The sequence below is a fragment of the Chryseobacterium sp. II3a genome (assembly GCF_057815135.1).
This window is the reverse complement of the sequence record NZ_JBYPZJ010000001.1, coordinates 774,365-791,221: the sequence shown is the minus strand read 5'-3', so window position 1 is coordinate 791,221 and position 16,857 is coordinate 774,365. Positions and strand designations below refer to the sequence as shown.

15 protein-coding genes and 1 riboswitch are annotated in these 16,857 nt (G+C 37.5%); of the genes, 9 read left to right on the top strand and 6 right to left on the bottom strand.

What is annotated here, in order from left to right:
• Positions 1–21: 21 nt before the first annotated feature.
• The 3 genes from AC3HD6_RS03525 to AC3HD6_RS03515 all read right to left on the bottom strand — a co-directional run bounded on the left by AC3HD6_RS03525 (position 22) and on the right by AC3HD6_RS03515 (position 3,716).
• A complete protein-coding gene (locus AC3HD6_RS03525) occupies positions 22–1,212 on the bottom strand; it encodes an autotransporter outer membrane beta-barrel domain-containing protein (RefSeq protein ID WP_488895092.1) in 1,191 nt (396 codons plus the stop codon).
• A 696-nt stretch (positions 1,213–1,908) separates the two neighbouring features.
• Positions 1,909–2,769, bottom strand: a complete 861-nt coding sequence (locus AC3HD6_RS03520) for a DUF4240 domain-containing protein (RefSeq protein ID WP_488895091.1) — start codon at positions 2,767–2,769, stop codon at positions 1,909–1,911.
• 83 nt (positions 2,770–2,852) lie between these two features.
• The gene (locus AC3HD6_RS03515) at positions 2,853–3,716 is read right to left on the bottom strand and encodes a LysR family transcriptional regulator (protein ID WP_488895090.1); all 864 of its coding nucleotides are present in this window, start codon (positions 3,714–3,716) and stop codon (positions 2,853–2,855) included.
• Positions 3,717–3,809: 93 nt separating this feature from the next.
• Between AC3HD6_RS03515 and AC3HD6_RS03510 the strand changes: the two genes are divergently transcribed.
• The 3 genes from AC3HD6_RS03510 (at position 3,810) to AC3HD6_RS03500 (ending at position 6,452) form a co-directional block, all read left to right on the top strand.
• The gene (locus AC3HD6_RS03510) at positions 3,810–4,787 is read left to right on the top strand and encodes an alpha/beta fold hydrolase (protein ID WP_488895089.1); all 978 of its coding nucleotides are present in this window, start codon (positions 3,810–3,812) and stop codon (positions 4,785–4,787) included.
• A gap of 28 nt (positions 4,788–4,815) precedes the next feature.
• Positions 4,816–5,778: a zinc-binding dehydrogenase gene (locus AC3HD6_RS03505; RefSeq protein WP_488895088.1), complete on the top strand. Its 963-nt coding sequence runs from the start codon at positions 4,816–4,818 to the stop codon at positions 5,776–5,778.
• 143 nt (positions 5,779–5,921) lie between these two features.
• Positions 5,922–6,452, top strand: a complete 531-nt coding sequence (locus AC3HD6_RS03500) for a RidA family protein (protein ID WP_488895087.1) — start codon at positions 5,922–5,924, stop codon at positions 6,450–6,452.
• 158 nt (positions 6,453–6,610) lie between these two features.
• Here the strand turns inward: AC3HD6_RS03500 and AC3HD6_RS03495 are convergent, their stop codons facing one another.
• From AC3HD6_RS03495 to AC3HD6_RS03485, 3 genes are all read right to left on the bottom strand, one after another.
• Complete coding sequence (locus tag AC3HD6_RS03495; RefSeq protein ID WP_488895086.1) at positions 6,611–6,880, bottom strand: hypothetical protein; 270 nt, start codon at positions 6,878–6,880, stop codon at positions 6,611–6,613.
• Positions 6,881–6,980: 100 nt separating this feature from the next.
• Positions 6,981–7,475 carry a hypothetical protein gene (locus AC3HD6_RS03490; protein ID WP_488895085.1) on the bottom strand — a complete coding sequence of 165 codons (495 nt, stop codon included), beginning with the start codon at positions 7,473–7,475 and terminating at the stop codon, positions 6,981–6,983.
• Positions 7,476–7,587: 112 nt separating this feature from the next.
• Positions 7,588–8,313, bottom strand: coding sequence for a DUF6796 family protein (locus AC3HD6_RS03485; RefSeq protein WP_488895084.1), 726 nt, complete (start codon positions 8,311–8,313; stop codon positions 7,588–7,590).
• A 204-nt stretch (positions 8,314–8,517) separates the two neighbouring features.
• Between AC3HD6_RS03485 and AC3HD6_RS03480 the strand changes: the two genes are divergently transcribed.
• The 6 genes from AC3HD6_RS03480 (at position 8,518) to AC3HD6_RS03455 (ending at position 16,857) form a co-directional block, all read left to right on the top strand.
• Positions 8,518–9,516, top strand: coding sequence for a helix-turn-helix domain-containing protein (locus AC3HD6_RS03480; protein WP_488895083.1), 999 nt, complete (start codon positions 8,518–8,520; stop codon positions 9,514–9,516).
• 343 nt (positions 9,517–9,859) lie between these two features.
• A riboswitch (cobalamin riboswitch) is annotated at positions 9,860–10,054 on the top strand.
• A gap of 444 nt (positions 10,055–10,498) precedes the next feature.
• Positions 10,499–11,410, top strand: coding sequence for a methylisocitrate lyase (gene prpB / locus AC3HD6_RS03475; protein ID WP_488895082.1), 912 nt, complete (start codon positions 10,499–10,501; stop codon positions 11,408–11,410).
• Positions 11,397–12,551: a bifunctional 2-methylcitrate synthase/citrate synthase gene (gene prpC / locus AC3HD6_RS03470; protein WP_488895081.1), complete on the top strand. Its 1,155-nt coding sequence runs from the start codon at positions 11,397–11,399 to the stop codon at positions 12,549–12,551. Before prpB ends, prpC begins: the two co-directional genes overlap by 14 nt.
• 36 nt (positions 12,552–12,587) lie before the next feature.
• Entirely contained in the window at positions 12,588–14,039 is a 1,452-nt protein-coding gene (locus AC3HD6_RS03465; RefSeq protein WP_488895080.1) for a bifunctional 2-methylcitrate dehydratase/aconitate hydratase, read from the top strand.
• Between the two features lie 74 nt (positions 14,040–14,113).
• Positions 14,114–15,610, top strand: coding sequence for a CoA-acylating methylmalonate-semialdehyde dehydrogenase (locus tag AC3HD6_RS03460; protein ID WP_488895079.1), 1,497 nt, complete (start codon positions 14,114–14,116; stop codon positions 15,608–15,610).
• Positions 15,611–15,696: 86 nt separating this feature from the next.
• Complete coding sequence (locus tag AC3HD6_RS03455) at positions 15,697–16,857, top strand: acyl-CoA dehydrogenase family protein (RefSeq protein ID WP_488895078.1); 1,161 nt, start codon at positions 15,697–15,699, stop codon at positions 16,855–16,857.

Sequence of the window (16,857 nt, the reverse complement as noted above, 5' to 3'; positions counted from 1 at the left end):
ATTTTGTTATATCGTTAGTCATTATTTAGAAAAACCTGATGCATTGATATTCAGCGTACCTCCTACCATCGTTCTTGGAGTAAGCAAATAATTTATCTGAGGTTTATTACCAACATTGGCAGGCCAGTAATTAGCCCAGCTGTTAGAACCTCCATAGTGACCTGCATCGTTTCTTGTTAAATCTAAATCTGTATATTTTACATCAGGGCTTCCGGCATTGACATTCATCCCTGTTAAAGTATAGGTTGTATTGTTAAAATTCATATTAACAGAGCCTGAATTGTTACTTTGGGTCATCGTTCCATCGGTTACAAATGGATTGGTAGATAGATTGTAACTGGCAGTTATATTCACATTAGCACTACCGTTTGAAATACAGGAATTAGTCTGCCCTATCACAAAAGAGATCGCATTGTTCATAATGGCAATATTTCCCGTACCTGCAGTACTACTGTTCAAGCTAATCCACAACGGAGCTACATCACCTGCACTCGTGCTATAGAGTGTATTATTAGTAATTTCATTAGAGCCTCCTGCCTTAATCCCATGCACAGATATACGGCCGCAAAAATTATTATAAAATTTAAAATCATAAAAAGGCTGCGTATAGGATAATACATCATCAACAATATTTCCATACACCTCAACATCAGACGGGGCTATAGAAGATTCCTGAAGGTTAGAACTAGAGCGGACAGTAATAAATTGTGCTTTATTAGCCGTAGCTCTCCCGTGGGAAAAGCTAAGAGAACCCCTAACGACACAACCAGAAATGTTTGTGGTAATATTAGATTGGTTAGTAAACACATTATTCAAATCACAATTCAAAAGATTGATGGTTGTTCTTCCTCCAGTTGTTGGTCCATTCACTGTCACATCATTGATGGTATAATTCCCTGAAGTCAGATTACTGATAGTTACCACTCTTCCTGCAGCCGAATTGATTGTAATGGTTCCTTTAATGAAATACCTGCTATAATTGGTTTCGGAAACAAAAGCAAGTGATTTGTTGATGATCAGGTTTTCTGTATAAGCCTCTCCGTTAGCTTTAGGCTGAATGATGATACGGTCACCTTCTGAAGCAGCTGTGATAGCCGCGCTTACGGTAGAATAAGCTCCACCGGTTCCACCATTTCTAACATAAAGATCGGCTGCAAAGGCCATAGTACCTGATAAGCCAAGGAAGGCCATGGTTAGTAGTTTTTTTCTCATAATAGTAAAAATTTATTGGTTAAATATTAAATTATATTTTTTATAGTTCTCTATAGATGTTCTTCTATTTCCTTTATTGTTAAAAGCAAAGGTTATGGCATAAGAATTTCGATCAATGAATAAACATAGATTTAAAAAATTTCTTTGATTAAATAATAGAGCATCATCATCTACACCACAAAGCTTTATAAGAGTATCATCTACCCGGGCTTTAACGGAATATCTAATAATCCTTTCTCCGGTTCCTTTATGTGATTTAATAGGAAATCATTAAATCAATAATTCAGGAAAATAACATATAACTCTAAGAAATTTTGAGGATTTACTGTTGTTTTAAATGGTTTGAAACAACAAATTTTGATGTATTAAAGGTAAATACAGAGTAGTTGTATTCATTTTTATAGTTTTAATTAGTTTTCAGGTTTAGTTTTAGTTTTTCAAACAGCAACATAATCAACTATAATAGCTTGATGGTGTTTACTGCAAAAGTAGATTTTTATTATGACTCATGAAATAGGTGATGAAAAATTAATTATAATTCATACCCTATCTAAATATTCTTGCATTTTAGAACTTAAGATGGAAATAATAAAGAAAAGCGGCCTCCCATTTTGATCATAAATATAATTTCAAAAAAATAACAAACACCAAAGATATTTGCCATTTTTTAGTATTAAAGATGAACCCGAACACACTTTATGTACTTCTCAGTTCACAGATTTCTTTTACCAATTTCGGGTACAGCTTCTGAAGGTCAGCTCCGTTTTTGGGTTCACGGTTCATGTGACGATCCATGCTGTCATAATGATGATCCGGATACCATTCATTAACAGCATCCCTTATTTCTGATTCATCTTCATTCTCATGATTTTCAGAATAGGCTTCATCTGATACATACAACAACCCTTCTGCCCAGCAGTCCCCAATATTGAAGCTATATTTGCCGCTGACAAATGTCTGTATATCTTTTTTAATATCATCAAAAAATGCTCTGCCTTTCAATAATAACCAGCAGCGGAAATAAATAAATCCGTCATCGGAAAGATAACCATCAAAAATATAATTTTTATTTTCAGTCCTGAAATCACATTCAAGGATGATGGAAAGTTCGGCAATTTCAGCAGTGTAGAGTTCACTCAGCTTTTCCTGAAGGGTCTTTTCAAAAAGGATCAGCCTTTCTTTTCCAAATCTGGAAAGATAGACCATCAGGTGTTCCAGGTGTTCATCAATATCATATTCACTCCATTGGGCATTTTTATGTTTATTGGTTTTTTCAATTGCTTCCCAGAAATAAATATCAGCTTTTTCAGCTTCAGAAAGTTCTGTTTTCTGTGGGATTTTATCATCTTCAAGGATTTCCGTATACCCTTTTTTAAGCTTTTGTGCGATCAGTTTTTCAGATTCTTTGGAACACTCCATTTCATTTTCAAAATCTTTAATGGTTTCGCGGCCTTTGGTCCCCGTTTTTCCAAACACAATTTTTTGTGTATTTCCTTCATATTCAATATTCCAAAATTTATCTGAGATTCCATTTTGATTGATAAAATTCCTTTTCATAAGTATATAAAATGTGATTGATAAATTAACGGAATTAAACTACGAAAAAATAAAGAAACTCAGTCCTTCTTCGTCTTTATATGTTATCCTTGTGAATGCATATCTATAAAACATTGGAGAGCCTTTGATTGTGGCCCGTCTTTCCTGAAAATAAGAACGGTATTCATCGTACCCAATTGCTTATTTAAACCATAAGTTTTGATAGCTCTTCCGCCGTAATATGCAGTCACAATTTCTTCCGGCAATATACTGATTCCCAAACCTGCTTCTACAAAGTTGATAATCCCTTCAAAAGAATTCAAAACAGTACTTTTATAGTTCATCACCCCTTTATGGCTCAGCCAGGATTCGAATCGCTCTCTAAAAATACAGCCATCATCAAATACCACAATTTTCAAAGGGGACTTTTCAAGCAATGTTTTTAATTGGGGACCTTTGGAAGAGGTTAGAATAACAAGCTGCTCATCTTTAATATTAATCTTTTCAAGTCCGTTGGCAATAATAGGAGCAGAAACAAATGCGGCGTCCAAGCTGTAATCCAAAACTCCCGCTATCAGAGAGTCCCTTGTATCTGATTTAAATTCCAACTCAATATCCGGATATTTTTCTTCAAAGGTTTTAAGGATTTCCGGAGCTTTTAAAACCATGGTTGTTTCAATACAGCCAATTTTCAGACATCCTCTGACATTCTCGCCACTTCTGATATTATGTTTGGCTTCTTCCACCAGGTGCTGAATCTGTTTACAATACTGCATCAGGACCATTCCTTCGGATGTAAGTTCTACTTTTCGGGAAGTGCGCGAAAATAGCTTGGCATCAAATTCCTCTTCCAGACTTTTTATTCTTGCTGTTACATTAGACTGAACTGTAAACATTAAGGAAGCTGCCTTTGTAAAGCTGCCGGTTTCCGCAACGGCTTCAAATATTTTTAAATCGTTTGTATTCATTTTACAATCATTAAAAGTGATTATATTGATTATAATTAATCGTTTTTAATAATCAAATATCCGTATTAATTTTGGAATCTCAAAAAGAATTCAATGGAAATAACATTCAGACAACTCATCACAGGTCTTTCAATTGGTTTATTCACCAATACCCTAGTAATGGGCCAATCTACCCAAAAATCAATTTTAAATCATCACATTATGAAAAACCAGTCAATACATTACCGTACGACTCAAGTTAACGGCTTACAACTATTTTACAGAGAAGCTGGTCCTGCCAATGCTCCCACTATTCTTCTGCTGCATGGATATCCTACATCATCCCATATGTTCAGAAATCTAATTCCGATACTGAGTACAAAATACCATGTTATCGCTCCTGATTTACCCGGATTTGGCTATTCGGATGCTCCGGATCATCAACAGTTCAACTATACATTTGATAATCTTGCCAATACAATACAGATATTGGTTGACAAACTAGAAATGAAACGTTTTGCAGTCTATATTTTTGATTATGGAGCACCGGTAGGACTGCGCCTGGCGATGAACAACCCGGAAAAAATAACCGGAATTATTTCTCAAAACGGAAATGCTTATGAAGAAGGACTAAGCAAAGAATGGAATCCTATACAAAAATACTGGAAAGATCCATCAGAAGCTAACCGCCTCTCCCTTAAAGATTTTGTTTCTAAAGAAGCTACTTATTTCCAATACCATCACGGAGTATCAGATAGTTCTCTCATTGCTCCTGAATCATATACATTAGATCAGAAATTTCTGGACAGACCAGGCAATATAGAGATACAGCTCGATCTTGTGAAAGATTACAGAACCAATGTGGCTTTGTATCCCAAATTTCATGAATATTTCAGAAAACATCAGCCAAAACTTTTATTAGTCTGGGGGAATAAAGATCCCTACTTTCTGCCTGAAGGTGCTGAAGCTTATAAAAAAGACCTTCCGGATGCCCGCCTCAAGTTTTATAACACAGGACATTTTGCACTGGAAACCCACGTTACGGAAATTGGTACTGAGATCCTTGATTTTATGAAAACCTTACCTCAATAATAACTACTAGCTTAACGAATATCTTATTATGAAAGCAATTGTAATCAAAAATTATGGTGGGCCGGAAGTTCTCCAACTCGAAGAAGCCCCCATTCCATCTATAACAGAGTCTTCTCAAGTGCTGGTAAAAGTAAAAGCCACCTCTGTCAATCCATTGGATTACCAGATAAGGCGGGGTGATTATGCCTCATTATTTGATTTACCTATGATAACAGGTCATGATATTGCTGGTGACGTTATCGCAGTAGGTGATGCTGTCAAAAACTGGAAACCCGGTGATAAGGTTTACTATTCACCTCGTTTTGGCAGTACCGGAAGCTATGCAGAATATCATGTCACTGAAGAATCATCATTGTCAAGAATGCCTTCAAATATCACTTATGAGGAAGCCGCTTCCATTCCTCTCATCGGTGGAACAGTCTGGGAGATGTTAGTAGTAAGGGCACAAGTGAAAAAAGGAGAGACCATTCTTATTCTTGGCGGGGCCGGAGGTGTTGGAACACTGGCCATTCAGGTTGCAAAATCGCTTGGCGCTTTTGTCTATACTACCGGGCAAAGTATTTTACATGAAAGACTCCAGAATCTGGGAGCAGATGTTGTTATTGATCATCATCACAAAAACTATATTGAAGAAATACAGATACACACTAAAGGTAAAGGAGTCGATATAATTATCGATACTGTGGGAGGCAGTACGTTATCAGACAGTCCGCTTGCCTTAGCAGATTATGGCAGAGTGGTAACATTGGTTGATATTCCACAGCCCCAAAACCTTATTCATGCCTGGGAAAAGAATGCCACCTATCATTTTGTTTTTACCAGACAAAGCAGAGACGAAGTTCATTCTATCACCCAGTTAATTGAAAGCGGGCATATTAAACCGGTTATAGACAGTGTATTTCCTCTGGAAGAAATTCAGAGTGCCCATCAAAGAATACAAGATACGAAACGAGTCAAACCCTTGTTTGGTAAAATTGTTCTGACATTGTAGACAACACTGCAAAAATATTGACTTTTATGAATTATAATTTTTAATCCTCTCAACATATGTAAACGTTTTGAAAAATCATTGAGCCTACCTTTGTCTCATCCATGAAAACACCTCATAGTTCGATATTTAAAATTTTATAAGTCATGATTCATTCTAAAAACATTGCACATCAGGGAAAGCTTCTTCTGGCTTCATTCATTCTTATCTTAGCGTTTGAAAGCTGTTTACAGACTAACAACGATACAACCCACACAAAAAAAAATATGACAAGTATTGAGTATAAAAATCCAGAAACTCTATTTGATCCGACTCCATTTGCATTTTCACACGCAACCAATGGTGTAGGGAACGGAAAATATGTATTTATATCTGGACAAAGTGGTGGTGAAGACCTACATCACAACCTCTCGGAAGATTTTAGGAAGCAAGTACAATTCGCTTTGAAAAACCTGGAAACAGTGCTTAAAGAATATAATCTAAAGTCTGATGACGTCCTTAAAATCACAGTACTCATCGTTGATCACGATCAGGAAAAACTCAAGATCTGGACAGAAGAAATGCACAAAGTATGGAAAAACAACAAGTTTCCAGCAAGTACTTTAATTCCTGTTCCCAAATTAGCATTGGATGGCATGATGATAGAAGTAGATGCCGTAGCTTTTATGCCTTTATAAAAACTAATCACATAAGGCCATTCTTTCACAAAGCATGCTGATTGTGGGAGTTTAAAATAAAGTAATCGAGTTTCATTGAGAAAATAGCAATCCCTGCTCTCCAAACTAAGAAGAGCAGGGATTGATGTATAAACTTGTCTTCAGTTCCATTATACTTTTTATACTTTAAAAGTGTAAGTCAAAGCGAAATACAACATAAAAAGGCAGATTAATGTATAAATCCCATTAACTACCATCAATACAGCTCCCATTTTAGTTTTTCTTGATGCAATACCTAATATAAAGGCTACAATTACAATCCCAACAATCAAGAGCATAACAGCATTCTCCCAATCATGGGTAAACAATACCTCATCATATTTCATTAAGATCACAGATAAAAGAATATGAGCAATGGTAGCCAACAGGCTTAATTTTGATGTAGACATATGTATATTTTGTAAGCAAAGAAAGTGACAGTTCCGTTTTTCATGGTCAGAATATCAAATATAATACATTCTGTTTCAACAGACATATTTCTAGGGAGTATTACTTATATAATTCATTATACTTGTCTACAATATCACGGATGCTTTTCCATGCAGGGTCGTCATAAGCATTCATTTTGGAAATATCACCAGCAGTTGTTGTGACGATAATACGGGTATCAATACCGTCTATAGGCTGTACGCTGTGTCCTTCCTTTGCGGATCCAAACATCTTCTGATCAATGGCATCAATCAGATTTTTCCAGTCTTCAGGTTTTATTTTTCTGCTGTATGAAAGGTTATTGGCTTCATTAGCTGCCATTTTCCGATTGTAATGAATAGAATCTTTATCTATCAAAGTAGTGGAAGAAAATCCAAGCTGCCCACCGGCAGAGGTCATTTTCACAGATTGCACCTGCTCAGTATGTATCGTATTAATCTGGTCTGTTTTGCTCTTATTTTCTTTACAGGAGATGAATATCATCAATAACAAAATCATTAAATGCTCTAAAATTTTACGCCTTGTTTTCATCTCTGATGGTATCATTTTTTTCATATTTCTTTAAAAGTATCATTAAAAATACAGAACGACAAGTAAATAAGCGGTTATAAAAAAAATTGAGCACTAAAAGGTGCCCAATACGTGGTGTAGTATATATAGATTGTTATTAGTTCTGCTGTTCCCTGTTAAGTTTCTTTCTGAAAAGTAACAGTAGTGAGCTGAAGAATGTCAGATAAGCAATATTGAATATAGCACCCCCAACCCATCCTGAATATGGCAATGGTAAAAGACCTTTAATCGGAATGATAAACAGAGTCAGGACAAATGGAGTCAATAAAGCCATCCATCTTGGCAACAGTGTTTTATTTAAAAGAATACACACGGCAAATGAAATCCATCCAATGGCTAATACTCCAATAGCCGCTCCCCAGGCTATGTTAAGCATTTTCATAAAACCCCGGCCTGTTTCCAAAAGATATGAATGAGCCACCGGATCTGTATGATAGATTGCTTTATAGATTTCGCCTACATAGAAGAAACCTGCATGGCCTAAAGGAGACAAAACCGCCCCAACCAATAAGATCCAGTAAACAGCTACCGAATACCATTTCCCGGTATCTTTAAAAAACTGGAAAACCAGCCATGTTGCCGGAAGCAGCAAAGGTCCTGTGAGTGCTCCGATTAAAGCTCCAAACATTAATCCTGGTGTTGAGCCTTCCAGCATCAAAGTAGCAAATTCAACATTCACCTGATCGGCATAGGTCTTTGAGAATAATGGATAATCAGCAGGATTCGGGTCAAATCCGGCTACGAAAACATCACCGATAATCCAACATATAGATACCATAATGGCTGCTGCAAAACACCAATTTACTTTACTTGAATATTTCATAATTTAAAATCATTTTTTACGTTCACTTTCTTCATTATCTCTATTTTTCATGCTTTTGCATATGGCAAAATGAACATTATTAAGAACCATTCTAAATAATTATTTATATTTGTGCAAATCTAATCGGTAATACAGCTCATACAGGTATGTAGAAGGGAGTAAAAAGTCCGTAAAAAGGAGATTTCTAATTAAAATAAAAGCATAATGACAGTAAGAATCTATGATGATAAGATTGGAGGTACCCTCATTGAAAGAAAGTATCCTGATGTTTTTTTTCTGAATGACGGGGAAATCACAGAGTGTATTACGTCTCTGAAACCTCCTTATGGAAATGGTTTTCATCATGAAATCTGCTTTGAGAATGTTCACATTGGCTTCGGAAATGTTTCCCTTGAAAATAAAGTATTACTCTATTTTGAAGCTGACTTTGAGAGCGTTGAAATGCATTTTTCATTAAAAGGAAAAAGCGCTGCCCTTTCAGAAAATTTCAACAATAAAGTGTGTTTTGAAAGCTATCAGCACAATATCATTTATGCCCATCAGATGTCTGGCCAGATGGAATTCGACGGACATGAAATGCAGATCCTGGAAGTCAATTTAGCGCCCGCTTTTTTTAAAAAATTTCTTCCTGAAGACTCTGACCTGTTCAATACTTTCAGAAATGCTATTGAAAAACAACACTCATGTCTTATCAATCCGGACCATTGCAGGATCAACCTGGAAATGTATCAGGTACTAAACGACATCATCCATTGCGACAGAAAAGGGATTTTTAAAAGGATTTATCTTGAAGCTAAGGTTGCTGAACTCCTTCTGTTACAACTGGAACAGCTTTTTAAAAACGAATCTTTCCCCTCATCTCTTCCTAAAAAAGATGAAGATAAAATATATGCTGTGAGAGATTTTATTGTCAATAATCTCAGCACAACCTGTTCATTAATTGATCTTGCCCATCAGGTAGGTACGAATGAATTTACATTGAAAAAGGGCTTTAAAGAGCTATTTGGAACTACTGTTTTCAATTTCTGGAACGACATGAAAATGGAAGAAGCGAAAAAAATGTTGCTTGAAGGACACTTGAACATCAATGAAATTTCCGATATTATCGGATATAAAAACCCAAGGCATTTTTCTTCAGCATTTAAGAGAAAATACAATTTAATTCCAAGTAAACTTAAAAACACTAATAGAATAAGCCATTAAATTTATGGATAATCCCAACCCATATCTACTAATTCTCACCTCATCAAAATTTAAAATTTTCACCCTAGATCATATAGGCTGAATTGCTCTATTTTTAAATAACGAAAATTACTATAAAAACACACCCTTTATTTTATTTCATTTAACATTTAGGTACATTTGTTAATGATTTGGTAATAACAAAACACTGTAAAAAGATTGATTTTTATCATATCGCCAAAAAATAAACACCTACAAACAAAACATTATCAACTCATTACTGAAAATTAATTATTGTTTGCATAAAATATTTTGCCGTTCTCATAAAATGTCTATATTTACCACCAAGGAGTTCTTAACACCTTCTTTATCAACCGAAATTGGTAACACTTAGCTGTGTATTAAAAGGGAATCGTGTGCAAATCACGAACTGTCGCGCAACTGTAAGTAACAACAAAAAGGTTTTTATCAAATTCATATCCACTGTATGCTGCGGTATATGGGAAGGATGATAAAAACTGTTACAAGTCAGGAGACCTGCCTATTTCGAATTGACGATGCTTTCGCGGTTTGGAGCTTATAGTCAGGTATGATACGGTATGGATAATGATATGATAACATAGTTTATCAACTTGTATTATTTTTTGAGATAGAGAGTAGCAGAACAGCAGGTTCTTCTATGGATCTACAGCTCACCCGTGTCCCCTTTCCATAATTTTTCTTTCTCACAAAAAACATCGTGAAGTTTACAAGAGCTTTTTATAGGGTTTAATCTATGTAAAAAGTTTAAAAATGTACCAAGCCAATCACAATTATGTATCCATGAGCAACAGATTTATGACCGTAGAAGTCTCGTTCTGTGAAGTTTCGAAAAATCCTCTGCTTTCATGCTCATCAACAACTTATCTGATTTCTTCTGATCATTTTCTTTTTATCTCCCAACAGCAGCTTAGCAGCCCTTCTTTCTTATCACACAAACTTCAACTAAACCATAAATATTACAATGACTAAAAATGAAAACTGGAAGTCTCCTGGTGCACAATTCCGAGAGGCCATGCAAAAAGAAAGTCCTCTTCAGATTGTCGGGGCCATCAATGCCAACCATGCATTATTGGCTAAACAAGCCGGCTTTAATGCTATTTATCTTTCAGGAGGCGGGGTTGCTGCCGGATCTTTAGGAGTTCCGGATTTAGGAATCACTACACTGGAGGATGTGCTGATTGATATTCAAAGAATCACCAACGTTTGTGATCTACCTTTATTGGTAGATGTGGACACAGGATTTGGTCCGTCAGCATTCAACGTCGCAAGAACAGTAAAATCATTGATCAAAGCAGGTGCAGCAGCACTGCATATTGAAGATCAGGTAGGGGCAAAACGCTGCGGACACCGCCCGGGAAAAGAAATCGTAAGCAAAGGGGAAATGGTAGACCGATTAAAGGCTGCAGCTGATGCTCGTACTGACGAAAACTTCGTAATCGGAGCCAGAACGGATGCCTTTGCCAATGAAGGATTGGAAAAGACCTTAGAAAGAGCTGCCGCTTACAAAGAAGCTGGTGCTGATTTCATCTTCGCAGAAGCAGTTCATGACCTAAGCTTTTATCAAAAATTTGTAGATGCTACAGGAATTCCTGTGCTAGCCAATATCACCGAGTTTGGAATGATTGATTTGTATACTATTGATGAGCTAAAAGCCGCAGGTGTAGGATTGATCCTCTACCCTCTTTCAGCATTCCGTGCTGCGAATAAAGCAGCTTTGAATGTCTATGAACATATTCGTAAAGATGGAACTCAGGCCCATGTATTAGACACCATGCAGACCAGAGAAGAACTCTACCAAAGCATTGGATATCATGATTATGAACAAAAATTAGATAACCTTTTTAAACAAAATATTAGTAATGTCAACGAATAGCGAACCAACATTTAAGCCAAAGAAAAGCGTAGCTCTTTCAGGAGTAGCAGCAGGGAATACAGCCCTTTGCAGTGTAGGAAAAAGTGGAAATGATCTCCACTACAGAGGATATGACATCCTGGATCTGGCTGAAAAAGCAGAATTTGAAGAAGTAGCTTATCTTTTAATCTACGGTCAGCTGCCTACCGGAGCTCAGTTGAAGAACTATAAAGCTAAATTAAAGTCTTTAAGAGGATTGCCGCATTCTGTAAGAAATATTTTAAAAAGTATTCCGGCCGCGGCTCATCCTATGGACGTGATGAGGTCTATGGTATCCGCTATTGGCAGTATTCAGCCTGAAAAAGATGATCACAATGTAGCCGGAGCAAGGGATATTGCAGATAAATTATTAGCTTCATTCAGTTCCGGACTTTTGTACTGGTACCACTATACCCACAATGGTAAAGAAATCAATGTAGAAACAGACGACGATACTATTGGCGGACATTTCCTTCATCTGTTACATGGAAAAAAAGCTCCGGATTCCTGGGTAAAAGCAATGGAAATATCTCTTAACCTGTATGCTGAACATGAATTTAATGCTTCTACATTCACGGCTCGTGTTATTGCCGGAACTTCTTCAGATTTTTATTCATGCATCACAGGAGCCATTGGAGCTTTAAGAGGTCCAAAACACGGTGGTGCCAATGAAGTGGCATTCGAAATTCAGAGCCGTTACAATTCACCTGATGAAGCTGAAGCAGATATCCGTCAGCGTATTGCCACTAAGGAAGTGATTATCGGATTCGGACATCCGGTTTACACAATTTCAGATCCTAGAAACGTAGTGATTAAAAAAGTAGCTAAGCAACTTTCTGAGGAAGCAGGAGATATGCTGTTGTATAATATTGCTGAAAGACTGGAAACCATTATGTGGGAAGAAAAGAAAATGTTCCCGAATCTGGATTGGTTCTCTGCAGTATCTTATCATCTAATGGGAGTACCTACCCTTATGTTTACTCCATTATTCGTTATTTCCAGAGTTACAGGATGGAGTGCTCACATTATTGAACAGAGACAGGATGGAAAAATCATCCGCCCAAGTGCCAATTATACAGGCCCTGAAAATAAGGAATACGTTTCTCTACAAGACAGAAAATAAACAAATTATCATTAATAATAAAACTATAAAACAAAGATGTCATCACACATTTCAAATGAAAGACCCCAACCGGATAAAGTATTAACAGATATTGCAGATTATGTATTGAACTTTGAGATCAAAAACGATCTGGCCTGGAAAACAGCACATTATTGTCTTTTGGACACCATCGGATGTGGATTGGAAGCTTTAACCTACCCAGCGTGTACAAAACTTTTAGGTCCTGTCGTAAAGGGAACAGTGGTTCCTAACGGAGCAAAGGTTCCGGGTACACAGTTCCAGCTGGATCCTATTCAGGCTGCATTCAATATCGGAGCTATTATCCGTTGGCTAGACTTTAATGATACCTGGCTGGCGGCTGAATGGGGACATCCATCAGATAACCTTGGCGGAATTTTAGCCACAGCAGACTGGTTATCAAGAACCAATATTGCAGAAGGAAAATCGCCTTTAAAAATGAAGCAGGTATTGGAAGCCATGATTATGGCCCATGAGATTCAAGGGGTAATGGCATTGGAAAATTCTTTTAATAAGGTAGGTTTAGATCACGTATTATTGGTAAAACTAGCTTCCACAGCTGTTGTCGGAAAGTTGATCGGTTTAACGCGTGAAGAGATCATCAATGCTGTATCACTGGCTTTTGTAGACGGACAATCTTTAAGAACCTACCGTCACGCTCCCAATACAGGTTCCCGTAAATCCTGGGCTGCCGGAGATGCAACATCAAGAGCAGTACGTTTAGCATTGATCGCTAAAACAGGAGAAATGGGCTATCCATCTGTATTAACAGCAAAAACATGGGGATTCTATGATGTCTCTTTCAGAGGAAATGAATTCAAATTCCAGAGAGATTATGGTTCTTATGTCATGGAAAATGTATTGTTCAAAATCTCATTCCCAGCAGAGTTCCACTCTCAAACCGCTGTAGAAGCAGCAATGACACTGCACAATACTTTAAAAGGCCTTGGAAAAACAACAGATGATATCAAAAAAGTGACCATCCGCACCCACGAAGCTGCCATTCGTATTATTGATAAAAAAGGACCTTTGAACAACCCGGCAGACCGTGATCACTGTATCCAATATATGGTAGCTGTACCATTGATCTACGGAAGATTAACTGCTGCAGACTATGAAGATAATATTGCTTCAGACCCAAGAATTGATATTCTCCGTGATAAAATTGAATGTATTGAAGATGTTCAGTTTACAACAGATTATCATGATCCGGAAAAACGTTCCATTGCCAATGCGATGACCATAGAACTGAATGACGGAACTATTCTTGATGAAATTGTTGTAGAATATCCTATCGGGCATAAACGAAGAAGAGAGGAAGGAATTCCTGAGCTTATCAAGAAATACAAAGTGAACTTAGCCCGTATTTTTCCTGAAAAACAACAAAAAACAGTACTGGAAAACTCATTGGAATACGAAACATTGATCAATCTTAACGTCAATGAATTCGTTGATCTACTCGTAATATAACCCAATTAAAAGTTGAAAGTAAGCAACACCACTTACTTTCAACTTTCCTTCTCAACTTTTCAACTTATAAAACGATGTCACAAAAAGTAAAAATATTAATTAATGGAGCGTTTATTGAAAGTAAAACTCAAGAATACCTTCCTGTAGAAAATCCTGCTTCCCAAGAAATTCTTGCTGAAGTACCTTTAACATTAGTATCAGAAATCGATCAGGCTATTGAAGCGGCTACAGAAGCTTTCAAAATATGGAAAGAGGTGGCTACGCCTGAAAGAGCAAGGTTATTTTTAAAATACCAGCACCTTTTAAAAAAACACCAAAAAGAAATTGCGGAAATTCTTTCCAAAGAAAACGGAAAAACCTTTGCGGATGCTATGGGCGATGTATGGCGCGGTATTGAAGTGGTAGAACACGCATGCAATATTCCAACCCTAATGATGGGAGAAACCGTAGAAAATGTAGCCCGTGGCGTAGATACCTACAGCTACATCCAACCTCTTGGAGTTTGTGCTGGAATTACTCCCTTCAACTTCCCTGCGATGATTCCTTTATGGATGTTCCCAATGGCAATTGCCTGTGGAAATACTTTTATCCTAAAACCTTCTGAACAAACTCCAATGACCTCCATGAAAATGGCAGAATTATTCTTAGAAGCCGGTTTTCCAAAAGGAGTCCTGAATATTGTTCACGGTTCTAAAGACCAGGTGAATCATATTCTGAATCATCCTGAAATCAAAGCCATTTCATTTGTAGGTTCGGTACCTGTTGCAGAGCATGTTTACCGTACAGGAACAGATAATCTGAAAAGAGTTCAGGCATTTGGAGGCGCAAAAAACCACATGGTTGTGATGCCGGATGCCAACAAAGGACAAGTGATCAATAATTTAGTAGGTGCCTCTTGTGGGGCTGCCGGTCAACGCTGTATGGCTATCAGTGTAGCTGTGCTGGTAGGAGAAGCTCAACATTGGGTAGAAGAGATCAAAACAGCTTTAAGTACCATCAAACCTGGGGTATGGTCTGATGAATCTGCTGCTTTTGGCCCTTTAATCAATCAACAGTCTAAAGAGAAGGTGTTAAGGTTAATCAAAAGTGCCTACGATCAAGGTGCTGAAGTATTATTAGATGGAAGTAACTGTACCGTAGAAGGCTATGAAAACGGATATTTTGTAGGTCCTACTCTCTTCAGTAATGTATCTGTGGAAATGGATATTTACAAAGAAGAAATCTTTGGCCCTGCTTTACTTTTATTAAAAGCAGACACCTTGGATGAGGCTATTCAGATCATTAACAACAACCCTTATGGAAACGGAACTTCGATCTTTACCAATTCGGGAGCGGCTGCCAGAAAATTCCAGCACGAAATTGAAGTAGGACAGATTGGAATCAACCTTCCAATTCCTGTTCCATTACCATTTTTCTCATTTACAGGATGGAGAAAATCTTTCTTTGGTGATCTGCATTCTTATGGAAAACAAGGGGTAAAGTTTTATACCGAAACCAAAACCATTACTGCCCGTTGGTTTGAAGAAGATGTTCCCGGAGGAAATGTAAATATGACAATCAGTTTAAAATAATTGAAATGGAAAGCTGAAAAGTGGATATTCACTCATATTTACAGAAAGCCTTCCATTCTTAATGCTCAACTTTCAATTTAAAGACTATGGAATTTAACCTAAGTGATGAACAACTGGCATTTCAGGATGCCGCAAGAAAGTTTGCTGAAAAAGAGCTCGCTCCCTATGCCTCGGAATGGGATGCTAAAAAAATATTCCCAAGAGAAGCCATAGCCAAAGCCGGTGAATTGGGATTTTGTGGAGTTTATACAAGTGAAAATGCAGGAGGTTTGGGATTATCTAGACTTGATGCTGCTATTATATTTGAAGAATTGGCAGCAGCCTGCCCTTCCACTACTGCTTATATCACCATACACAATATGGTTTCCTGGATGATTGATGAATTTGGAAATGATGAGATCAGAAAAGAATTCTGTTCAAAACTGGCTTCCGGAGCGCTGCTTGGCTCTTACTGCCTTACGGAACCGGGATCAGGATCGGATGCAGCAGGGTTGAAAACGACGGCTATCAAAAAGGAAAATAAATATATCATTAATGGAACAAAAGCTTTCATTTCAGGAGCTGGCGAAAGTGATGTTCTTATTGTGATGGCGCGTACAGAAAACTCCGGAGCCAAAGGAATCAGTGCCTTTGTAGTCCCTGCTCAAACTCCGGGAATCAGCTTTGGTGAAAAAGAGAAAAAACTGGGATGGAATACCCAGCCTACCCGTTTTGTATTTCTTGATCATGTAGAAGTGGATGAGAAATATCTTTTAGGTACCTTAGGGGAAGGATTTAAAATTGCCCTAAAAGGATTAGACGGAGGCCGCATTAATATCGGAACCTGTTCTGTAGGAGCTGCCCAGGGAGCTATCAACCAGGCTCAACGCTATATGCACGAAAGACAGCAGTTTGGAAAATCACTGGCTCAGTTTCAGTCTTTGCAGTTTAAAATTGCAGATATGGCTACGGAATTGGTTGCTGCCCGTCAAATGGTTCAGCTGGCAGCCTTTAAGCTTGATTCTAAAGACCACAACGCCACGACTTACTGTGCTATGGCTAAGCGGCTGGCTACCGATATGTGCTTTAACATCTGTAATGAAGCATTGCAGATATTGGGAGGATATGGATGCACCCAGGATTTTCCTGTAGAACGTTTAATGCGTGATGCCAGAGTGCATCAGGTAGTAGAAGGTACTAATGAAATTATGAAGCTCGTTATTTCAAGAAAGATACTTGAAGAAGGAGCTACTTTACAGATTCGTTAA

What these genes read in the sequence shown, in the direction of transcription:
- AC3HD6_RS03490 (WP_488895085.1), bottom strand. Translation starts at nt 7,475, where the DNA reads ATGAAAAAAATGATACCATCAGAGATGAAAACAAGGCGTAAAATTTTA.
- AC3HD6_RS03495 (WP_488895086.1), bottom strand. Translation starts at nt 6,880, where the DNA reads ATGTCTACATCAAAATTAAGCCTGTTGGCTACCATTGCTCATATTCTT.
- AC3HD6_RS03480 (WP_488895083.1), top strand. Translation starts at nt 8,518, where the DNA reads ATGACAGTAAGAATCTATGATGATAAGATTGGAGGTACCCTCATTGAA.
- prpB (WP_488895082.1), top strand. Translation starts at nt 10,499, where the DNA reads ATGACTAAAAATGAAAACTGGAAGTCTCCTGGTGCACAATTCCGAGAG.
- AC3HD6_RS03500 (WP_488895087.1), top strand. Translation starts at nt 5,922, where the DNA reads ATGATTCATTCTAAAAACATTGCACATCAGGGAAAGCTTCTTCTGGCT.
- AC3HD6_RS03510 (WP_488895089.1), top strand. Translation starts at nt 3,810, where the DNA reads ATGGAAATAACATTCAGACAACTCATCACAGGTCTTTCAATTGGTTTA.
- prpC (WP_488895081.1), top strand. Translation starts at nt 11,397, where the DNA reads ATGTCAACGAATAGCGAACCAACATTTAAGCCAAAGAAAAGCGTAGCT.
- AC3HD6_RS03525 (WP_488895092.1), bottom strand. Translation starts at nt 1,212, where the DNA reads ATGAGAAAAAAACTACTAACCATGGCCTTCCTTGGCTTATCAGGTACT.
- AC3HD6_RS03460 (WP_488895079.1), top strand. Translation starts at nt 14,114, where the DNA reads ATGTCACAAAAAGTAAAAATATTAATTAATGGAGCGTTTATTGAAAGT.
- AC3HD6_RS03520 (WP_488895091.1), bottom strand. Translation starts at nt 2,769, where the DNA reads ATGAAAAGGAATTTTATCAATCAAAATGGAATCTCAGATAAATTTTGG.
- AC3HD6_RS03455 (WP_488895078.1), top strand. Translation starts at nt 15,697, where the DNA reads ATGGAATTTAACCTAAGTGATGAACAACTGGCATTTCAGGATGCCGCA.
- AC3HD6_RS03485 (WP_488895084.1), bottom strand. Translation starts at nt 8,313, where the DNA reads ATGAAATATTCAAGTAAAGTAAATTGGTGTTTTGCAGCAGCCATTATG.
- AC3HD6_RS03515 (WP_488895090.1), bottom strand. Translation starts at nt 3,716, where the DNA reads ATGAATACAAACGATTTAAAAATATTTGAAGCCGTTGCGGAAACCGGC.
- AC3HD6_RS03465 (WP_488895080.1), top strand. Translation starts at nt 12,588, where the DNA reads ATGTCATCACACATTTCAAATGAAAGACCCCAACCGGATAAAGTATTA.
- AC3HD6_RS03505 (WP_488895088.1), top strand. Translation starts at nt 4,816, where the DNA reads ATGAAAGCAATTGTAATCAAAAATTATGGTGGGCCGGAAGTTCTCCAA.